This is a genomic window from Loktanella sp. F6476L (assembly GCF_023015725.1).
Lineage (GTDB): Bacteria > Pseudomonadota > Alphaproteobacteria > Rhodobacterales > Rhodobacteraceae > Yoonia.
The window spans coordinates 91675-112173 of record NZ_JALKAR010000003.1; the positions used below are offsets into that span (position 1 = coordinate 91675).

Consider the following 20499-nt stretch of genomic DNA (forward strand, 5'->3'; position numbering starts at 1 on the left):
GCACCCTTTTGTTGACTTGCAGCCAATAAGGGTGCGGCGCGTAAAGAGAGCCTTAAATACTGATTTTTATGAGATTCTTAGTTCTTGCGCAGCGCATAAATCTCGTCTGGGCCGCAGAAATCAATTAAGTCGTAATTGTGTTCGCGCATCAGTTCGACGATCTCGCGGGTGCCGGTGTTGTTTTCGATCGACCACATGCCGACGCGGTGATCCGCAAAGGGAAAGCTTTGCAAAGCAGCCAGTTCGCCACCTTCGATATCAAGCGACACGAAGTCTGGATCGGTGATACCGGCCTCAATCAGGATCGCTGCAAGCGGCTTTGTCGGGACTTCAATTGTGGTTTCTTTGTGGCGCGGGTTGTCACGCACGCGTTTAAGCATCGCTTCGTCGTAGCTATGCGATAAACCACTCATTTGCGTAAAACCTTCGGTAACGGTGATAAATTCGGCCGTTCCTTCCTGATCGGCGACTGCATACCCCAGACAGGGGCAACTGCGTGCCGCTTTGGCCCGTTCCAGATTCGCGGCAACCGGTTCGACCAAAACGCCAGTCCAACCGCGCCATTGTTCGAGAAAAACCGTATTGGAACCCGTTACGCCATCGTATCCACCGACATCAACAAAGGTGCCGCCCCGTTTCTGGCGAAAATGATGGTCCACGACGACGTCTTGTCCGGCTTGCGACATGAACGCGTAAGCGGGCGTCAGCATTTGCCGGATTTCATGGGCCTTGCGATTGAGATCAGCGCGTTTGCGGGTCTTTTCTGATTTCAGCGCTTGACTGATCTCGGATTGCGCCTTGAGCAGTTCACGGCGGATTTCATCCATGCGTCGCTGAGAAATCATGCGTTTTCCGATGGCGAATAATAGGATTTCTCTTCTACGATCGCGGATCCCAAAAGCAGATTGATTTCTTTCTTGATGGCTGCTCGTTCATCGTTTGTCACATAGACGGACCGCGCCAGCGCCACAAAGCCGGGTCCAAAGTCGCCGCGCCCTTCGAATTCACGAATATCGTCTTCAATGACCCACAGGTCCGCGTTGATCCGGTACAGGCGTTGCCAAAGCTGTTGAAGCGCATCCGAAGGCGGCAAGGCGCTGTCAGCGACGCCTTGCAGAGCATCAGATTCATGCCGAACATGAGCCAACTTTTCCGGATCGGTTATGTTTTCCAACTTCAACTGCAGAATTGTGAGTTTATCAATGAGTTCGCCAGGGGCGATGGGTACTAAAATATCGTTCATGCGCGGTCTCCAATTCTGGCACGTAGCGCGGTGCCGACCTCTGCCAATACATCGGTCCATTCTAAGGCTTTGCTCTGACGGAAAAGCCGCATTCCCGGATACCAGTCCGTCGTATCCCCCGCGTGTCGCCACACCCAGAACGGATCCCAATGCAGGATGGTCCAAGTGGGAACGCCGGCACTACCCGCCAGATGTGCAGTGGCGGTATCGGAACTGATGACCAAATCCATTTGTTGCATCATCGCGGCGCTATCACCAAAATTACGTTCCGTTGCGGCCGCATCCACGATGAACGCGTCACTTCCGTCCGCATGAAACTTGGCCAATTCAGGACCTTTGTAGAGCGAAAACAATTGCACACCGGGGATATCCGCCAGCGGTAGGAATTCGGTGTGTGAAAAGGACCGAAAACCATTGCCTTTGTACGTCACGGAACCGGTCCAAACGACGCCGACTTTCATCACGTCTTTGAACGGGGCGACGATTGCGGCAGCCCGTTCATGTGCATCGTCCGGAATTGCCAAACGCGCAGGCGCCGGCACATCGTTTGTATCAGCGAAATGGACGCGGGCCATGTCCATCAGGTTGATCCAGCAATCGACCGCAGCATTTGGTGGCAAGGTCGTCCCGACCCAATCCGCAGCTTCAAGGTCTTTGAATAGCGGGTAGACCGGTTTTTCAGCCAGAACCCAGACGGTCGCGCCCAGCGCCTTGAGCGCAGGTAGAAACCGCATGAACAATATAGCGTCGCCAAATCCCTGTTCTGGCAGCACAAGGATCGTTTTGCCCTGCAACGGTTCACCTGTCCATTCGGGGAACGGTATGTTGCGCGGCGTCAGTTCATCCGTATTCCAACGGGCCCGATACGTGTCGAAAGCTTCATTGTATAATCCAGCGCCCAATTGCGCGAATGCCAGCTGCATTTGCAATTCGGTGTCGTCCGGATGATCCGGAATGACGTTGGAAAGGTAATCAATCGCCCCCCGATAGTCACCCTGACCCCGAAGACACCGCCCGATCATGGCCTTTTGGTTCGTATCATCTGGCCGCTGTTCCAAAATCCAACGACGCGCAGCAATGGATCTGTTGTAGTGGCCTAAATCGCTGAGAATATTGGCGTAATTGTTCCGCAGGCCAACGTCGTTCGGCGCATAACGCTGTGCCCGTTCTTGGGCACGCAACGCCTGATGATACTGCCCTTGTTTACGGAACAACGCACCTAGATTTGACCAAAAGGGCGCATCTTCAGGCACCTGCGCGAGATAGGCCGCATAGGCCTGCACGGCATCGGGCGCGCCATCGGTATGCGCCTTGTGGGCCGCGCGACGCAATGCTGCTTGGTCTTTTGTTAGAACGCGGGACGCCATGGTCGTTTAACCGCCCGACTTACATTTGATGGGCTTCACGAGCGTTTCAGGGCGTCGCGCCTCTGCCGCTTCGAACAGCGAAAACGTCTGGTTCACGTAATTCACCGCACCCGAAATCAGTTCCATGTAGTCGGTCAGTTCGGGTGTGACTTCGACCTCGGACACGACAACGCTGCGGTCTTGCGGCATCGTTTCAAAAGTAGCGTAAAACAACGGATCACCGCGGTTAATTTTGATCGGTTTGCTGGTGTCGTGCCATTCAAAAGCCCACATCAATGGACGCGGCCAGACATTGATCGGGAACCGTCCACCGAAGATCGTGCCGGGGAGTGGTTCTTTGGCGTAATGCATGAATGGCGCAACCTGCGACATGTAGACCCCTTCATCCGCGATAAAGACGTAGGGCAATTCCAGCTGGATCGACGGCACACCGGGGTAACGCCATTCGACTTCATTCGTGATGTGCAATTTTTGGCCAAGCTTGCTGGCCCGCACGGCGCTTGCTTCGCCAGACAAGTTACGCAGTACAGGTTTGCCATCTTTATCGCGCGCAAAACCGATGTTGATGTCGAAGGGACATTTGATCGCGAAATACCGGCTTTCCAGATTGATCACAGCCGGACAACGCGACGCGGATTTCGCGTGCTTCTTGTTCACGTCAGCGGATCGGACACGGGTCGGTGGATCGTAAATGATGCCGCCCTTTTGAGTGGTCAAAAACCACCCGACCTGCACGGGTCCAGACCCCGGTTCTGTTCCGCGGGTATTTTCAAAATTCACTGACAACTGCATGTGCTGTCCCTTTTACTGCTCTTCAATGCTACTTTTTGCAGCTTAGACGGGTGAATATCACCCAATTCGGGCGTTATTTTGTTCTAAGCCGTCAATGGTAAGGAAATCGTATTTCGCGAGAAACAAAAGCGTTCCAAGCGTCGCGGGCAACGAAACACCCGCCTGTTGCGCGACCTGAGCCGCATCAGTTGCCCCCGCTTGCGCCACCAGTTCCGCGATCCGCAGCGTTTGGGCATCGGGGAGCAAACGTCGGCGATATAGATGACGCCCGTTTAGGCTATCCAGCAAATGCAATGCCTCAGCCGTCAATGGTTTACGATGGGTGACCGTGACGGTCGGCTGCGCCGATTGTGTTGGATAACTGGCATAAAGCGCGAAAGGATCAATCTCCGTCGGATTGGTAGCCCTCGTGCCTGCATCGTCAGCGCCCGCAGCCCCGCGCATTTGCGCCAGTTCGTCGGCGAGTTCTTGGTAGCGCGGCACAACATTTGTCCAATCCAGATTTGATCGCACATGCCTTACCCCTGCTTGTCCCATCCGCTGCCGTAAATCCGGGTTCAGGATCAATGCGGTCAATGCCGTCACATAGGCCCGCATATCGATAACCGTCTGTTGTTCGATCATCATCAGATATTGCAAGTATCCATCGGTGCCATTCGCGAAACGCCTTGCGATATCACGCCCAATCCCGCTGGCCGGAGCCATCATCGTCGGGATCAGAAATCCGGTTTCACCGTTCACCACCGTGTCGCGGAACCCGTCCCAATCTGGCATCACCACGGGCAGACCAGCGGCCATGGCTTCGACAGGAACGAGGCCAAAGGTTTCCTGGATATTATCAACGGGCAGCGTGAAGATGTCGGCACCAGACCAGATCGTCCGACGAATATCCGCATCGCGACCATCAATTATGTGCACCGTGACAGAAGGGCAAAAAGTGGCCGCACCATCCACGTGCAATTGATGTTCATCCGGCGTACTGGCCCAGCCGACGAGCCAGAACTGGATGTCTTTGCCAGTCGCTTTCGCGATCTCCTCCAAGGCCATGAACAACGGGATCGGGTTTGCCTTTTCCACGACCGTCAGGCGGCCCATCGACATGACGACGACTGTGTCTTCGGTCGCACCGTAAGTATCGCGAAGTGTTCCCCTTGCATCAGGTTCATGCGCAAAATCTGCCGCATGAATGCCCAACGGGATCACCGGCAACTGCGGGACTGTGACGCGCGACGCGCCAAAATGCGCTTTGATGTAATCGACCTGCTGATCCAATTGCGTTTGCACCACTGATTGCACGGCACGCGATGTGCAAATCAGCGCATCCCATGGTTTGATCGGCTGCAACATCAGGTGAAACAGGCTGTCCATCACCCGCTTGGTCGACACCGTATGCGTGATCCCCACAAGCGAACAGGCCGTCACATCCAGATGTTGCCTGCGCCACGCCGCATCAAGATAGCCCGGACCCGGAAAAAAGACGGTGCCAAAACGGGTAAAGTCATCGCGTCCGCGCAATGTCAGCCCGTCGATATCGCTTTGCGATCCTAAATTGCGCGCGACGGTCTGAAATGTTTCGATATCGCGTTTCTTTTGCGCCAAAACATGGACCGGATTGTCAGCCGCATGATCAAGGTAGCCACGAAGAAACGATTGCCCCGCAGATCGGCGACCAACAAGGTCGCGCCCATCGCCTTCGATCGCATCCGCATGGAAGAAAAACGCAGTCGGTGATGTAGAACGAGACATGACAAAACCTAAAACAGTGACGTCCCACTGTGTCCACAAATCGCTTTGCGATCAAGCAGGCTGGACCAAGGACGCGTTGCGGGCGACATGTGTAAACTTCAATTTACACTTGCATAGACTCAGTATGTCCACTTTAATTGACACATGAGCGTCACATCCACCTTACAGATCTCGCCCACACGGCGATACCCGCAGCCCCGCGCGGTGTTGCAACTGATCAAACCCGTCACGTGGTTTCCGCCGATGTGGGCTTACCTATGCGGTGTTGTGTCCGCAGGCGCGATTCCTTCGGGACGCTGGGGTCTGGTGATCTTGGGCATCGTGCTTGCTGGTCCAATCGTATGCGGCATGTCCCAAGCCGCGAATGATTGGTGCGACCGTTTCGTGGACGCGATCAACGAACCGGATCGCCCCATTCCGTCCGGACGCATCCCCGGAACGTGGGGCCTGTGGATCGCCCTTTTTATGACGGTTCTATCACTTTGGGTCGGGTCACTGCTGGGGCCTTGGGGGTTTGGCGCAACGATCCTCGCGGTTATCGCTGCATGGGCATATTCCGCAGAGCCTATTCGGGCGAAGAAGTCCGGCGTCTGGGGCCCCGGATTGTGCGGGCTTGCCTACGAAACGTTGCCTTGGGTCACGGGGGCTGCGGTTATGTCCGCCGGAGCCCCAAGCGGGCCGGTTCTGCTAATTGCGCTGCTCTACGGGATCGGCGCGCATGGGATCATGACGCTGAACGATTTCAAGGCCATTCGCGGTGATCGCCAAATGGGTCTTTCATCGCTGCCTGTGATGTTAGGCGCAGACAAAGCTGCGCGGATCGCCTGTATCGTTATGGTCGCGCCCCAAGTCGCTGTGATCGCAATGTTGGCCGTCTGGGGTAAACCGTTCCACGCGCTTGGTATCGTCGCCATGCTGGGCATTCAAATGGGTGCCATGCGGGTGCTGCTGCGCGACCCTGAAGGGCGGACTCCTTGGTATCAAGGCATGGGAATTCTCTTTTACATCAGCGGCATGATGATCGCCGCCTTTGCACTGCGGGGCATTTAAAATGACATTATCATGGCTTCAGATTGTAAGACTTGGCATCGTGCAAATGGCGCTTGGGTCGATTGTTGTGTTGACCACATCCACGCTGAACCGGTTGATGGTTGTCGAGCTATCGCTGCCTGCCGTTTTGCCCGGCTTACTGGTCGCGCTGCATTACGGCATCCAAATGACGCGACCTAAATGGGGGTTCGCATCGGACGCAGGCGGACACCGCACGCAATGGATCATTGGCGGGATGGTTGCTTTGGCCGCAGGCGCAATGCTGGCGGCGGTCGGCGTGCTGGTTTTGGCCACATCTTTTGCATTTGGGATGGCGCTTTCGATCGTTGCCTACGCATTGATCGGGCTTGGCGTTGGTGCGTCAGGTACATCGCTTTTGGCGCTATTGGCGACGACAACCGCACCGATGCGCAGGGCGGCAGCCGCGACAATTACATGGCTCATGATGATCTTTGGGATCGCTGTGACGGCGGGCGTCGTCGGAACACTGCTTGATCCATACACGCCCGCACTTTTGCTGAAAATCGTAGGCGTTGTGGTGACCGGAGCAGTCGTGATCACCGTGCTCGCCGTCTGGGGCATCGAAAGAAGGCTTGCGATTGTGCGCACGCCTGACGCAACACCGTTTTGGGACGGCATGCACGACGTTTGGTCGGAACCAAAAGCCCGAAACTTCACATTGTTCGTCTTTCTGTCGATGACCGCATATTTCATGCAAGAACTCATCCTCGAACCCTATGCTGGTTTGGTTTTTGCCTTCACGCCGGGTGAATCGACGTCCTTGTCAGGCGCGCAAAACGGCGGCGTTTTCATCGGGATGCTGACAGTTGGGATCATTGCAACGGGGTTCAAACGCGGATCATTGCGCAATTGGGTCATGGCGGGCTGTATGGGATCGGCCGCAGCATTAGCCGTGATCACTTTACTTGGCCCTATCGGGCCGGGTGCGCCATTGATGCCAGCGGTCGTAACGCTCGGGTTCTTTAACGGCATGTTCGCGGTCGCGGCCATTGGGTCGATGATGGCACTGGCAGGCGAAGGCCACACACAACGCGAAGGCACCCGCATGGGTCTTTGGGGGGCGGCACAGGCTGTCGCCGCCGGATTTGGCGGCCTGATTGGTGCGGCGATGGTCGATTTGTTGCGCCTTGCAACGACAGACGCCCAAGCGTTTGGATTCGTTTTCATATTTGAAGGCGCATTGTTCATCGCGGCCACATTGATGGCTGCAAAAATTATGGACCGCAGCCCGCCACGGGCTGCAATGGTTCCGGGGGAATAATCATGACATATGACGTTGTTGTTGTTGGCGGTGGCCCGTCTGGTGCGACCGCAGCTGAAGACCTCGCAAGGTCTGGGCACAAGGTCGCGATGATTGATCGTGATGGACGGATCAAACCATGCGGCGGGGCAATCCCACCACGCCTAATCGCTGATTTCTTTATCCCAGACGACATGATCGTCGCCAAAGTGAATACGGCTCGCATGATTTCCCCAACGCAACGCCACGTCGATATCCCAATTGAAAACGGCTTTGTAGGGATGGTGGATCGCGAAAGTTTTGACCCCTTCCTGCGCAAACGCGCGGTCGCCGCTGGCGTGCATCCTTACACGGGAACATTTACAAAAATTGAACGTGATGCGGAGGGTACGCATGTTCTGTTCCGCGACAAAATCGGCGGCAATACCACGAAACTGACAACCAAACTTGTCATTGGCGCGGATGGCGCGCGGTCCAATGTCGCCAAAGCCGAAGTCCCCGGCGGTGACAAAATCCCTTATGTCATTGCCTATCACGAGATTATTGAAGCACCGAAAAAGACAGCAACATACGATCCGGAGCGCTGCGATGTGATCTATGATGGCGCGATTTCGCCTGACTTTTACGGCTGGATATTCCCGCACGGTGGGCAGGCCAGCATCGGAATGGGGTCAATGATCAAGTCTGTTGACGTGAAAGTTGCAACCGCATCCTTGCGCGAAACCGCCGGACTGACGGACTGCAAAACCATCCGCAAAGAAGGCGCGCCGATCCCTTTGAAACCCTTGGAACGGTGGGACAATGGCAAGGATGTTGTGCTCGCTGGCGATGCCGCCGGTGTTGTCGCGCCTTCATCTGGCGAAGGCATTTATTACGCTATGGTCGGGGGACGTGTTGCGGCGACGGCTGCTGCGGCCAGCCTGGCGTCCGGACGCGTCAAAGACCTGCAACTGGCGCGGAAGCTGTTCATGCGCGAACATAAGCAAGTGTTCAGGGTTTTGGGTGCGATGCAAAATGCGTATTACCGTTCCGACGAACGCCGCGAACGTTTTGTGTCCCTGTGTCATGATGTCGACGTGCAAAAGCTGACCTTTGAGGCTTATATGAACAAGAAGCTTGTGAAGGCCCGCCCAATGGCCCATTTAAAAATCGGACTGAAAAACTTGGCACATCTCTCTGGACTGGTTTCCGTACTGCGCACATGACGATCATGATCCCGGCCTGGGTAAACGGCACGTTGACGCCTGTTGAAAAGCTGGACGCACATGTGCGCGGGCTAAAGCATAAGGCCGTGAGTGTGTTTGTCATGAACCAAGGGCGCGTTCTGATCCAGCAGCGCGCAATGCACAAATACCATACGCCGGGCCTGTGGGCGAATACGTGTTGCACCCATCCGGATTGGGACGAAAACGACGCCGATTGCGCCGTGCGCCGGCTGGACGAAGAGCTTGGTATTAAGGGTCTATTTCCGGTTTACAAAGACACCATCGAATATCGCGCGGATGTCGGTGACGGCCTCATCGAACACGAAGTCGTGGCGGTGTTCGTGGCTGAAGCACAGTCGGATTTGAACATTGCGCCAAACCCGGATGAAGTCATGGCGACGCGTTGGGTTGATATCTACGATCTAGCCGCAGAGGTTGAGCGGCATCCCGATAAATATACGCCATGGCTGCGGATCTATTTAGCAGACCATATGTCGCTTATTTTTGGCGATATGGCGCGTGTCGGTTAGGCCGTTAACGCCACCTTATGGTTTCTGGAGGATTATCACCAAAATTATCCTAATTCAGGTGATTCCCCGTGCCAAGAATATCCAACGGAATCCTTCTTTACGCGCTGCTCTTTTCCGTTCTAGCAACTGTGGTTTCGACCGCTTTGACTCAATTTGACGCACTGACCGACACTGCGACGTTGGATTGGCTTCAGATCGGTTTCGCTGCTGCGATGCCATTTCTGGTCGTTATCGCAACTGTTTTGGCGGGCCAACCCCAGCCAGATAAGATTGCACCTGATCAACCTGAAACATTGATACTCAAGCCTGAATTTGCCGTGCCTGCACCCCAAGCTGAACCCGAACCGAGTTTCGATTTCACCAATGCACAGGCGACAATTTCAGAAATTAAGAGCAACGCACTGCGCGTGAACACATCATCGACCGAACGGGTGCAATTCATCGATGATCTCATTCAGAGGTGCGAAAAAATAAATGACGATGTGAGCCATCTTAGCGCAGATGCGGACAACACTTCGTCCGCAATTCAAACCGTACAGACCAATGCACATCAGGTAACAACCAGCATCAGCGATCTGCGCCAAGACACCGCAAATGTTGTTGAAGACGTAACCAAGTTCATCGCGATTGCGCGTGATTTTTCGGCTCAGTTTGCGTCTGTAAAGGACGCAACCGCAGCACTGAACGAATTGGGTATGAAAGTGCGCCTCTTGTCGCTGAACGCATCTGTTGAAGCAGCACGCGCAGGTGACGCCGGTCGGGGTTTTAGCGTTATCGCTGAAGAAGTACGTGCGCTGGCTGAACAATCGAACATCGACACCGCAACGATTGCGAATGTCTTGGGAACATTAGAAGACACGCTTGAAAGACTAACCAGTCAAGTGAGCAGCGTGGAAACACGATTGCGGCAGGCGTATTCCCAGACTGATAGCAGCGTTCTAGTCGCGGAAGGCGCTGAACAGGAAATCAACGGGCTTGGCCAACAGTTATCCAGCTTCCGCGCCAACATTGCTGCCCAGCTTCCCAGCTTTGCGTCATTGACGCGCGATGTCAGTCAAATCAAAGCCAATACCGAAGCAGCCGTCACCGGATCTGCGCATAACATCGCACTTTGCGAAGACGCATTGCGATATTTGGCACCCACTGACTTCACTTTTCGGACAGCTAGCTAGAAACAGACGCACGACCACGATGTGCCCTCTGACCCATCGCTTGCAGCGCTGACGCGGCAATATCGACGGCAGCCAACCCTGCGTCGGCGTACATCGCATCTGGCGCAGCTTGATCAATGAAACGGTCTGGCAAAGTCATGGTCCGCACTTGGCAACGCCCATCAAGAAACCCGTCATTGGCCAGCAGATGAAGGACCATCGCGCCAAACCCGCCTTTCGCGCCCTGTTCGACAGTCACCAGCGCCCGGTGTTGCCGCACCAAGTCGGTGATCATTTTATGATCCAACGGCTTTGCAAATCTCGCATCAGCAATTGTGACTGAATACCCTTGCGCCTCAATCAATTGGGCGGCCTTTTTGCTTTCGCCGAGATGCGCCCCGAACGACAAAATCGCAAGGTCTTCGCCCTGCTGGACAATGCGCCCTTTGCCGATTTCAAGAACTTCGCCACGTGCGGGCAAAGTGACACCTTCGCCTTCGCCACGCGGATACCGGAATGCAATAGGGCCGGAATCGTGGGCGGCCGCTGTTCGCACCATAGACATCAGTTCTGCTTCATCGCCAGCAGCCATGAGCACCATGTTGGGCAAGGCAGTCAGATAGCCGATGTCAAAGGCACCCGCATGGGTCGGCCCATCCGCCCCGACCAATCCCGCCCGATCAATCGCAAAGCGTACGGGCAAATTTTGCAAAGCAACATCATGCACAACCTGATCGTATCCCCGTTGCAAAAAGGTGGAATAGATCGCGCAAAATGGTTTCAACCCGCTGGCAGCCATTCCCGCTGCAAAGGTCACCCCGTGCTGTTCGGCAATCCCGACATCGAAGACCCTTTTGGGGAATGAATTGGCCATGATATCAAGGCCGGTACCGGACGGCATTGCCGCAGTCACTGCCACAATTGTAGGATCATGCTGCGCCTCAACGGTTAATGCGCCTCCAAAAATCTTCGTATAACTTGGCGCATTAGGACGGGATTTCGCCTGCTGGCCCGTGCCAACATCAAATTTGGACACACCGTGGTATTTATCATTGCTGCTTTCTGCAGGCGCGTACCCCTTGCCTTTCACTGTACAGGCGTGAATCAAAACAGGGCCAGTTGCCCGTGTTTTGGCAGTCCGCAATACCTGCAACACTTGGTCCATATCGTGGCCATCTATTGGACCAATGTAAGAAAAACCAAGCTCTTCGAATAACGTGCTTTGCCCGCCCGTCGCACCCGTGACCAACTGCCGTGCCCGTCGCGCGTGGTCACGGATTGGACCAGGAAGAGCGGCCTCGAACCCTTCGGCCATACGATGCATATCGCCCAAAGGTGATGCGTAAAGCGAAGACATATATTTCGACATCGCACCCACGGGTGGCGCGATCGACATCTCGTTATCGTTGAGAATGACAAACATGCGCCGCCCTTCGGAACCCGCGTTGTTCATCGCTTCATAGGCCATGCCTGCGCTGATTGATCCATCGCCGATGACCGCAATTGCGTCACCCGTCGGCATTCCCATATCCCGCCCGACAGTAAAGCCAAGTGCGGCCGAAATAGAGGTCGATGAATGCGCCGCGCCAAATGGATCATAGTCGCTTTCGGCGCGTTTTGTGAAACCGGACAGTCCGCCTTCTTGGCGCAGTGTCGTCATGCGGTCACGCCTGCCCGTCAGTATCTTATGGGGGTAGCACTGATGCCCAACATCCCAGACCAATTTGTCCCGCGGCGTATCAAACACCGCGTGGATCGCGACGGCCAATTCCACCACGCCCAATGACGATCCAAGATGGCCACCAGTTTGCGATACAGCTTCGATGACTTCGTTACGCACTTCGTCGGCGAGTGATTTCAAAGCGCTATCAGGCAACCCTTTCAGGTCAGCGGGGCCTGCGATTTTATTGAGGAACGGCGTCGGAAAACGGTTCATTGGAGCCACCTTTCGCAATGAAAAAGGCGCCGCACCGATAGAAAATCTAAAGTTGCGACGCCAAGATCCTGTAGCCAACAGGAGGGAACTGAAAGGGTGTGGACCCTCTCAAGACGGACCGACCAGGGAGGGTGGCCCGACGGCGTAGGTCGCAGGCGGTGGCATCTGCGCCGCCGGCGACCAATGCTTTACGTGATCAGCAAGGGTGCCGTGGGCAGAGCAAGCGACCCTTGCAAGTTAGGATCAGGATTGAATTTGCTGTCTTCCGGCAAGACCTTGCTGATGCCGACCAAGACTGCGAACAGCAACCAAAGTGCGAGGCAAAATACCAAGGCGTACCCCCCACCCTTGAGCATCAAAAAGGTGATGTCGGCTGTCAGTCGGCTGCGCCCGTCCGTGCCAAGGATATCATTATCGTCGCTCATTGCGTTTCTCCTTAATTCACAGGGGCAAAGCCGTGGATCTGCGCCCAGACAAACCAATTTTCAACAACCGTGCCGGACAGCAGAATGCCGATCCCGCCAGTCAATGGCGTCAACACGGCGAACCACCACGCCCAACGATGGATACCTTCCATCGTGGCGTTAAAGCCCATGGTCCAGCGCCAGAACAATGCGGCCCGTTCGGACGCTGTTCCGCGATCCACGATTTGTTCGATCTCGCGTTCCCCACCAAAACGGCTGACCGCAAGGATCGTCGCGCCGTGCATCGCAAACAGCAGGGCTGATCCGTACAAGAACGCAATCGAAAGCGCGTGGAACGGATTGTAGAACAGGTTGCCGTGCGTGATGGAGAACAGGTTCGTCCAATCAAGGTGACTGAAGATGCCGTAAGGCACTGCCTCTGACCAACTGCCCATCATGATCGGCCGGATCAAGTTCAACACAAAGATCAACCACAGAAGGGCGGTAAAGGCCCAAGCGACGTGCATCCCCATGCCAAGGGCTGCGGCCCGATTGTACGTACGGATCCACCATGTGCAGCAGCCGACGAGGAAGAAGAAGCTGGCGATTAGCCACCAACCGCCTTCGGCAAGGGGCGCAAACCCGAGACCATATTCAGGACCGGGCGGTTCGAGTGAAAAGTAGAACAGGTCGCGGGCAAAGACACCGGGGTGGTAACCCGCCTGCGCCCAGAAATTCATCCCGATGATGAAGAACCACGCCGCAAAAGATACGACCGCAACAAGCCCGTATGACCCAAGATGAACGGGACCCAATTGGGCATTTCCGAACCACCCAGCTATGGTGGAAAAGCCCGCACTTTTAGTCCGTTCTCTGTCGGTGGTTGCACCGCCAGAGACGCCCATTTCAGCAGGCCCTTGAACCTGAACTTGCGTGAAGATGTTCTGATACTCAGCCATTGATGCCGCCCTCCAGATTGACCCACCACGGCAGGTCGACATACCAATACCACCAGTCAGCCCACACATCGAACCAGACGGTGCCTGAAATCACGATGCAGACCGCCGACCAGAACCCAGCGCTTAACGCGAGGAAAAGGCCAAGCCGGTGAATACCCAATGGCCCGATCGAATAGCCGATCAGATCGCGGAAATAGGTGTCTTCGTGATCAGGTGATTTAATCTCTGTGCCCTTCGGCGTGTTCACCGCAGACAAGACCAGCGATCCATGTAGCGCCAATGCCACAGCCGTGATCCAGAAGAACGAGATCGCGATCATATGGGCCGGATTATAGTGAAAGTTGCCGTAGGCGTAGCCCACGTTGTTCACCCAATCGAGGTGGCTGAAAATACCGTATGGGAACGCGTGCCCCCATGCGCCCAGCAACACCGGACGGATGACGACGAGTGTGACGTAGGCAAGGATTGCGACACTAAATGCTAAAGGAACATGTATTCCCATGCCTAATTTGCGACAAATCTCAACTTCGCGCAACGCCCAGCTGCTAAAAGCGCCAACTGCGCAAATCGTAATCAACTGCCACAAGCCGCCTTCCAATAGCGGTGCGGCGCCTAAGCCGTATTCAAGCGGTGGCGGGTTAATTGATATCAACCACGGGTTCCACGTCGGGCCTTGGCTGGCCCCGTAAAAAATCAAAATCGTCCCAAGGACTGCGAAAAAGAACGTGGTGACCCCAAAGAAGCCCACGTAAAACGGGCCAACCCAGAAGTCGAACAGGTCCCCACCCAACAGGGTGCCGCCCTTGACGCGATACTTTCTCTCAAAACTGAGTTGCGCCATGTGTCTTACTCCATCCATGACAGGCCGCGCGGCCACGCCGGGCCTGTCCTGTCGCTCTCTTCATTGGTGTTTGCTACGGGCGGGCAGATGTTGTCCGCCCGCAGCTTTTTTGAAGGATCACGAGGCGCTTATTCAGCAGCTTCAACTGCGAATGCGCGCTCGAACCAATTTGTCTGGGGGTTGCTGAGCAGGACGAGATGAATCATCGCAGCTAGCAAGAATAGGAATACGCCCTGTGCCACGAACACGCGGCGCGGGTCGAATACCAACCAGATCTTATAGAACTGTGCCATCGATAGGTCTCCTTAACCCCAAGCAAACCAAGGGAGCTTGATGTACGTCAGAAAATGAGCGACGACCGCGACGATCGTGAAGATCGCGAAACCGCTCATATAGACTGAGTGCAGCTCCTGGGCCTGCTCGTCAGTGAGACCTGTGAAAGACAGGTCAGATTTGTCAGCCATGTTTTGTCTCCAAATATTGGTTCTGACACCGCGCACCCCCCGCGGCTGGGTTACGACAGGGGCTCATCCCCTGCCCTAATCCGCCGTACCGAGGGGGGACGACGAAACTATGCGCAGTGATCTCAGGCCGAGAAAATATGCGGCGTAATGATGCGGGCTTGGGTCCATGCCCGTGCGACTGGGCCTTTGTCCGGAAAGGCCATTTGACGCGCAGCGGTCAGCGTCCACGTCAAAGCCGACAGCGGCAATGTCGCCAGAAAGATGATGCCGAAATAGACGTAGTATTCACGCGTCGGCGGGGCCGTCTTTTCGCGCACCAGCGGCGCATCTGTGGTGAAATCGGTCATGATCGTCCTCCCGTTGAAGTCTGCAAAGTCTCGACAGTTTCCAGAACCACGCGGTCGGCCCCTGCATCGAGAGCGGCCCGTTCAGCCGCATCACGCAGCGTTTTCGCTGCGGAAATTCGTGTGAGTATTGGATGCGATGCTACGATCTGATCCAACTTGGCCTGCGCATCTGCATCCCAAGGAAAATCGCGCCGCAAGGGCGTCAAAGTGGCATCCGTTTCGTCCATATCCGTAGCCAGCGGCAGGATATGGAACAGGCTGTCAAACAGCCCATTACAGACCTCTTGCAACAGATACGTCGCACCGCTGTAGCCCATGAAAGGCGTCCCGGTATGTCGCCGGATCGCCGCGCCGGGAAAGCTGGCAGGAATGAAATTCGGCGCAGGCCCAAAGCCCGCTTTCATTTCTGCCATATACATTTTTTCGTTGATCGACCCTAAAACAACCAAGGGCCGCGTTGTGTGGATCAGATTGCGGACTTCGTCGTTATTGGTCTTCTTACCGCGACACCGCGACACCGCAAACGCGCAGGGAAACCCAAGATCGCCTTCAAGATAATTGCGGACGCCACGCGTGTAGGTTTCGGACGCGACGATGCCGAATTCAGCAGTCGCAAAGAAATCCTGCGTAACGGACCGCCACAAATCCCACACGGGTTTGATCGTCGAATGCTTCTCACGCGCAATGAACGGTTCAGGGTCGAGGCCCGTAAGATCGCCCAAACTGCGCAGGAATTTTGTCGTTGAATCGATTCCAAACGGCGCTTGAAGATAGGGTTTCCCCAACACTTCGGCCAAGCCACGCCCGAATTCGCGGTACATGCAGATGTTGACGTCCGCGTTCACCAGATTGCGCATTTCAGCCAGATGCGCACCCAGCGGCATGACCATGTTGATCTTGGCGCCGATGCCTTCGACCAGACGCCGTATCTCTGCCAAATCGGACGGCATATTGAACGTGCCATACATCGGCCCAAGGATATTCACGCGCGGCTTTGCGTCTTCGTCGCGCTTCTTTTCCGGCGGCATCCGGCCCTTGGTCATGCCAAATTCCGCAAAGATCCACGTCATCGCACGATCCGCACATTCCCACTGATCTTCATCAATCGTGCGTGGCAAAAACCGTTGGATATTTGTGCCTTGCGGGGTGACCCCGCCACCGATCATTTCGGCAATTGACCCTGTCACAACGACGGCGGGCAAAGCGGGATCAAGCACGTCCCAAGCGCGTTTCATCGCTTCTTCGGTGCCTTCGCCCATCTCGGTTTCGCCAAGGCCAGTTACGACAATCGGCAATTCGTGCGGCGGCAGGCCGTCGGTGTAATGCAAGACGGACGTCACAGGCAGATTTTCGCAGCCGACTGGGCCGTCGATCACCACTTGCAGGCCTTTGACGGCGCAAAATGCGTAAACAGCGCCCCAATATCCGCCCGCGCGATCATGATCGGTGACAAGCATCAGATCATCTCCTGCGCTTTGGCGACGCGGGCTGCTTTGTCGATCTTCTTTTGATGTGCGGCACGGAAATCTGGACGCAAATTCGGGTTATCTGACCAAACGCCAGCTGTGTCGCCCGCGCCGACACCTTCAAAAAACGCCTTCATCTTGTTCATTTTCTCTGCGCCGTTGATGGCCGCGTTGACCACTTGCGCAAGCGACCCTGCCCCGGCAGGCCCCATCAAAGGACGCGCAGAAATCAAGTTCGTGAAGTAAAGCGATGGAATAGCGCGTTCTTTGGCGTGCTGGACGACAGGCGTCGTACCAATCGCAAGATCGGGTTTAATCGCATCAACTGCAGCCAGATCATCCTCGAGCGACGCACGGAATTTCACGGTAACACCTTTGGCTTCAAGCCATGCTGCGTCATCAGCAGACCAAGGTGTTATCGGGCAGGCCGTGCCGACATATGGCACCTGCGCGCCGCTTTCGATTAGCAGGCGGGCCACCAACAGTTCGGACCCTTCGTAACCGGACAGCGTGATTGTTCCATTGATCTGGGCACCAGCCAGTGCACCTTTGATTGCAGGCAAAAACGCGTTCTGCGCGGCTGCGATTTGATCCGGTTTGATATTAAACGCGTCACCAATCCCCGCGAGCCACGCCGCCGTCCCGTCGTGGCCAACAGGCGCGGACCCGACAACCGGACGACCTGCCGCCTGAAATGCGCGGATCGACGCGGTGTAGAACGGATGGATCGCGGCAACTGCGCCGCAATCAAGTGCCGCATATAGTTCGCGCCATTCGCGTGTCGGCACGGTTGGACCAGCGGCAAGGCCCATCGGGGCCAACATCGCACCAATCATCATTGGGTCCGCAGGGAACATTTCGCCTAACAAGGTGACGGTCGGCCGATCAGATTTTCCGCCAACGGGCGCTTGGACCGGTCCTGCGTTAATTTCTTCGCGCGCGTAGCTCAGCATGGCGCCCGCGAGGACATCTTTCGCTTCGGCGTGCGTGGGAATGCCGAAACCCGGCACATCAATCCCAACGATCCTGACGCCGTTGATTTCCTTAGGCAAAAGCCGCAATGGCACGCCAGACGCGGTTGGCACACATAGGTTCGTCACAACAATCGCGTCGTATTTGTCGGGATCGGCCATGTCGTGGACGCTGGCGCGAATGTCTTCGAACAACTTGCCCGTCACCAGTGTTTCCGAATTGAACGGCACATAACCTACGGACCGTCGCGCGCCGTAAAAATGGGACACGAACGTCAGCCCATAAACGCAACACGCCGACCCGCTCAGCACTGTCGCCACGCGTTTCATTCGCAGCCCAACGCGCAACGACCCAAAGGCAGGGCACATGGATTGCGGTTGATCGTGGGGGCCTTGCGGGTAGTCGCGAGCGAATTGGTCCAGCATTTCAGATTGACCGGCAGCGACTGCGGCAGCTTTCATCGTTGCAGCGCCAGCAGTGCATCCGCCTTGAAGGGCTGTGGTTTCATCGACGTTTGACCGCCCGCCACCAGCCGTGATCTGCACGTTTCCGGCGGCATCATAGCCCACGTCATAACCTTGGATGTCGGTATCAGCTGTCATGAGCACGCTGTGTTTCTGGCCGATTTTCGGTTTCGCGATCATCTTGTTGCAGACGCGTCGCGATTTCTGGCATGGCTCGCAGCAACAACGCGTAGATGTTTGAGATATCTACAATTTCAGACTCAGACTTCATCATAGATGACCTCCAAGCTTTCTTTGGGTTTCGCGTTTTTGCCGCGCATATCGATGTCAGTTGCAGGGATCAGTTGGTAATCCGCGCCGGTATCTTTGGCATCGAAAAGGCCCAACAAACCGTCTTGATCCAGCGGTGTTGGCCGGACGGGTGGGGCTACGCCAACGGCCTCTGCCAGTCTTTCAAACATTTCACCCCATTGGCTTTGTTTGGTGCCAACGATTTGATAATTTGCTGATTTTTTACGAAGATCGTCGTCCTGCGGGATCGCCGCAAGAACGGGAATATCTACAGCTTTGGCGAATGCTTGCGCTTCGCCTGTTCCATCGTCCTTGTTAATAACAAGACCGGCAACCCCAACGTTACCTCCAAGCTTGCGGAAGTATTCGACTGCCGAACAGACATTGTTAGCAACATATAGCGATTGTAAATCATTAGAGCCTACAAGAATAACTTTCTGCGCCATATCGCGCGCAATCGGCAGACCGAAGCCGCCGCAAACAACGTCGCCCAGGAAATCGAGCAACACATAATCAAAGTCCCAATCGTGGAATCCTAATTTTTCGAGCAATTCGAACCCGTGAATGATCCCGCGACCACCACAACCGCGCCCGACCTCGGGCCCGCCCAGTTCCATTGCAAATACGCCACCGCGCTTGAAACAGACATCACCGATCTTGACCTCTTCGCCCGCGATCTTCTTTTTCGCAGAGGTTTCGATGATCGTGGGGCAGGCTTTACCGCCGAAAAGCAGACTGGTCGTATCTGACTTGGGATCACACCCGATCAGCAGCACGCGCTTGCCCATTTCAGCCATCATGTGTGACAGGTTCGCGAGCGTGAACGATTTGCCGATCCCGCCTTTGCCGTAAATCGCGATGATCTGCGTTTTTGAGGTTGGTTCGCCCTGCGGTACTTCCAACGACGGCTCCGCCGCTTCATCACGGAGCGCTTGGTCGTAGTCCTTCAGGTTCGGGATTTCATCCTTCATGCAGCGCTCCAATTCAAAATCATCTTCAGGCATGCGGGGTCCGTGAACGCCGTCGTGTAAGCGTCCGGCGCATTGGCAGCCGTGTCGGTGTGGGTGATCAGGTCATCAAGGCGCAACGTCCCGCTTTCGACCAAAGCCTTCGTCGCGGCCATATCGTCAGCGACCCATTCTGACGCGATCCGCAAACGCGCCTCTTTCATAAAGGCAGGCGGAAACGCAAAGCTGATCGGGGCCGTATAAAAACCCGCCAGAACAATCTCACCGCCCTTCGCGATACGACCCATCAGGTCATTCAACAGGCTGGCATCACCGGAGGCATCGTAGATCGACCGGTAGTCGCGGCGCGCGTCATCTGCGGGGCGCACAACATCGTACCCCGCCGCCCCATGCATGCGAGCCGGATCAATTTCCCAAACTGTCGGGGCAGGCGCACCGGCAGCAACCGTCAAACGGGCCAATAGCCGCCCCAAGACACCGTGCCCGACGATCAGGTCAGGGACAGCCTTTCCTTCACCAGCCATGGCATGTCGCGCAGTCGCAGCAAGCGCCAGCAATGCGCCAGCGGCCCCCAGACCGCGATCAATCCGCGTCACACGATCCGCATCGGTGACAAGCGTCGCCGCGGCAGCGCCAAACAGACCAAAGGCACCTTCGTAACAACTGGCACCCGGTACAAATACATGTTCGCCGACCCGAAAACCGGAATCGCGCCCCGCCTCGACGACCTCACCAGCCGCTTCGTAACCCGGGATCAACGGGTAACCCATGCCCGGAAATGGCGGCATGTCACCTGACCAGAACAATTTTTCAGTACCGCTAGAGATGCCAGAATGGCGGACGGCGACAACAATATCAGTCGCAGTTGGCGGCGTCACACCCACGACATTAAGATCAAGCTTGCCCGATGCGTTTAAGATAACCGCCTGCGTTTCCAACTATTTCTCCCCGTCGCGGTGCGTGAATCACGATGCGACATTTTGTCTTTGTGTCAGTTTAGCCTGACACATCATTATGTCAATCATTATGGACATCGCTTGTG

22 protein-coding genes are annotated in these 20499 nt (G+C 55.7%); 5 read left to right on the plus strand and 17 right to left on the minus strand.

Features of this window, described 5'->3' with window-relative positions; translation table 11 throughout:
- Nucleotides 1-77 precede the first annotated feature (77 nt).
- Genes MWU61_RS08270 through MWU61_RS08290 form a run of 5 tightly spaced genes read right to left on the minus strand, consistent with a single transcriptional unit; the run spans nucleotide 78 to nucleotide 5148 of the window.
- Nucleotides 78-845 carry an FkbM family methyltransferase gene (locus MWU61_RS08270; RefSeq protein WP_247127839.1) on the minus strand — a complete coding sequence of 256 codons (768 nt, stop codon included), beginning with the start codon at nucleotides 843-845 and terminating at the stop codon, nucleotides 78-80.
- Nucleotides 842-1243, minus strand: coding sequence for a DUF6165 family protein (locus MWU61_RS08275; RefSeq protein WP_247127840.1), 402 nt, complete (start codon nucleotides 1241-1243; stop codon nucleotides 842-844). The genes MWU61_RS08270 and MWU61_RS08275 overlap by 4 nt, the downstream gene beginning before the upstream one ends.
- On the minus strand, nucleotides 1240-2610 hold the full coding sequence (locus MWU61_RS08280; protein WP_247127841.1) for a tetratricopeptide repeat-containing glycosyltransferase family protein: 1371 nt from the start codon (nucleotides 2608-2610) through the stop codon (nucleotides 1240-1242). Before MWU61_RS08280 ends, MWU61_RS08275 begins: the two co-directional genes overlap by 4 nt.
- Before the next feature lie 6 nt (nucleotides 2611-2616).
- Nucleotides 2617-3402 carry a hypothetical protein gene (locus tag MWU61_RS08285; RefSeq protein WP_247127842.1) on the minus strand — a complete coding sequence of 262 codons (786 nt, stop codon included), beginning with the start codon at nucleotides 3400-3402 and terminating at the stop codon, nucleotides 2617-2619.
- Between the two features lie 57 nt (nucleotides 3403-3459).
- Complete coding sequence (locus MWU61_RS08290; RefSeq protein ID WP_247127843.1) at nucleotides 3460-5148, minus strand: glycosyltransferase family 4 protein; 1689 nt, start codon at nucleotides 5146-5148, stop codon at nucleotides 3460-3462.
- A 144-nt stretch (nucleotides 5149-5292) separates the two neighbouring features.
- Between MWU61_RS08290 and chlG the strand changes: the two genes are divergently transcribed.
- From chlG to MWU61_RS08315, 5 genes are all read left to right on the plus strand, one after another.
- Complete coding sequence (gene chlG / locus MWU61_RS08295) at nucleotides 5293-6198, plus strand: chlorophyll synthase ChlG (protein WP_247127844.1); 906 nt, start codon at nucleotides 5293-5295, stop codon at nucleotides 6196-6198.
- 1 nt (nucleotide 6199) lies between these two features.
- Complete coding sequence (locus MWU61_RS08300) at nucleotides 6200-7480, plus strand: BCD family MFS transporter (protein ID WP_247127845.1); 1281 nt, start codon at nucleotides 6200-6202, stop codon at nucleotides 7478-7480.
- Nucleotides 7481-7482: 2 nt separating this feature from the next.
- Nucleotides 7483-8664, plus strand: coding sequence for a geranylgeranyl diphosphate reductase (locus tag MWU61_RS08305; protein ID WP_247127846.1), 1182 nt, complete (start codon nucleotides 7483-7485; stop codon nucleotides 8662-8664).
- Entirely contained in the window at nucleotides 8661-9194 is a 534-nt protein-coding gene (gene idi / locus MWU61_RS08310; RefSeq protein ID WP_247127847.1) for an isopentenyl-diphosphate Delta-isomerase, read from the plus strand. The genes MWU61_RS08305 and idi overlap by 4 nt, the downstream gene beginning before the upstream one ends.
- Before the next feature lie 68 nt (nucleotides 9195-9262).
- Entirely contained in the window at nucleotides 9263-10366 is a 1104-nt protein-coding gene (locus MWU61_RS08315; RefSeq protein WP_247127848.1) for a methyl-accepting chemotaxis protein, read from the plus strand.
- Here MWU61_RS08315 and dxs read toward each other — a convergent pair.
- The 12 genes from dxs to bchC all read right to left on the minus strand — a co-directional run bounded on the left by dxs (nucleotide 10359) and on the right by bchC (nucleotide 20395).
- Nucleotides 10359-12281: a 1-deoxy-D-xylulose-5-phosphate synthase gene (gene dxs, locus MWU61_RS08320; RefSeq protein WP_247127849.1), complete on the minus strand. Its 1923-nt coding sequence runs from the start codon at nucleotides 12279-12281 to the stop codon at nucleotides 10359-10361. The genes MWU61_RS08315 and dxs overlap by 8 nt on opposite strands.
- A gap of 188 nt (nucleotides 12282-12469) precedes the next feature.
- The gene (gene pufX / locus MWU61_RS08325; RefSeq protein ID WP_247127850.1) at nucleotides 12470-12706 is read right to left on the minus strand and encodes an RC-LH1 core complex protein PufX; all 237 of its coding nucleotides are present in this window, start codon (nucleotides 12704-12706) and stop codon (nucleotides 12470-12472) included.
- 11 nt (nucleotides 12707-12717) lie between these two features.
- Nucleotides 12718-13644 (minus strand): photosynthetic reaction center subunit M, encoded by a 927-nt coding sequence (gene pufM / locus MWU61_RS08330; RefSeq protein WP_247127851.1) that lies wholly within the window; start codon nucleotides 13642-13644, stop codon nucleotides 12718-12720.
- On the minus strand, nucleotides 13637-14485 hold the full coding sequence (pufL, locus tag MWU61_RS08335) for a photosynthetic reaction center subunit L (protein ID WP_247127852.1): 849 nt from the start codon (nucleotides 14483-14485) through the stop codon (nucleotides 13637-13639). The genes pufM and pufL overlap by 8 nt, the downstream gene beginning before the upstream one ends.
- A 128-nt stretch (nucleotides 14486-14613) precedes the next feature.
- Nucleotides 14614-14778, minus strand: a complete 165-nt coding sequence (pufA, locus tag MWU61_RS08340) for a light-harvesting antenna LH1, alpha subunit (RefSeq protein ID WP_247127853.1) — start codon at nucleotides 14776-14778, stop codon at nucleotides 14614-14616.
- Between the two features lie 12 nt (nucleotides 14779-14790).
- Complete coding sequence (gene pufB, locus MWU61_RS08345; protein WP_247127854.1) at nucleotides 14791-14949, minus strand: light-harvesting antenna LH1, beta subunit; 159 nt, start codon at nucleotides 14947-14949, stop codon at nucleotides 14791-14793.
- Nucleotides 14950-15071: 122 nt separating this feature from the next.
- Nucleotides 15072-15296, minus strand: a complete 225-nt coding sequence (gene pufQ, locus MWU61_RS08350; RefSeq protein WP_247127855.1) for a cytochrome PufQ — start codon at nucleotides 15294-15296, stop codon at nucleotides 15072-15074.
- Nucleotides 15293-16753, minus strand: coding sequence for a chlorophyllide a reductase subunit Z (gene bchZ / locus MWU61_RS08355; RefSeq protein ID WP_247127856.1), 1461 nt, complete (start codon nucleotides 16751-16753; stop codon nucleotides 15293-15295). Before bchZ ends, pufQ begins: the two co-directional genes overlap by 4 nt.
- Complete coding sequence (gene bchY, locus MWU61_RS08360; RefSeq protein ID WP_247127857.1) at nucleotides 16753-18336, minus strand: chlorophyllide a reductase subunit Y; 1584 nt, start codon at nucleotides 18334-18336, stop codon at nucleotides 16753-16755. Before bchY ends, bchZ begins: the two co-directional genes overlap by 1 nt.
- Nucleotides 18326-18469, minus strand: coding sequence for a hypothetical protein (locus MWU61_RS08365; protein ID WP_247127858.1), 144 nt, complete (start codon nucleotides 18467-18469; stop codon nucleotides 18326-18328). Before MWU61_RS08365 ends, bchY begins: the two co-directional genes overlap by 11 nt.
- A complete protein-coding gene (locus MWU61_RS08370) occupies nucleotides 18459-19460 on the minus strand; it encodes a chlorophyllide a reductase iron protein subunit X (RefSeq protein ID WP_247127859.1) in 1002 nt (333 codons plus the stop codon). Before MWU61_RS08370 ends, MWU61_RS08365 begins: the two co-directional genes overlap by 11 nt.
- Nucleotides 19457-20395 carry a chlorophyll synthesis pathway protein BchC gene (gene bchC / locus MWU61_RS08375; protein ID WP_247127860.1) on the minus strand — a complete coding sequence of 313 codons (939 nt, stop codon included), beginning with the start codon at nucleotides 20393-20395 and terminating at the stop codon, nucleotides 19457-19459. The genes MWU61_RS08370 and bchC overlap by 4 nt, the downstream gene beginning before the upstream one ends.
- Nucleotides 20396-20499 lie beyond the last annotated feature (104 nt).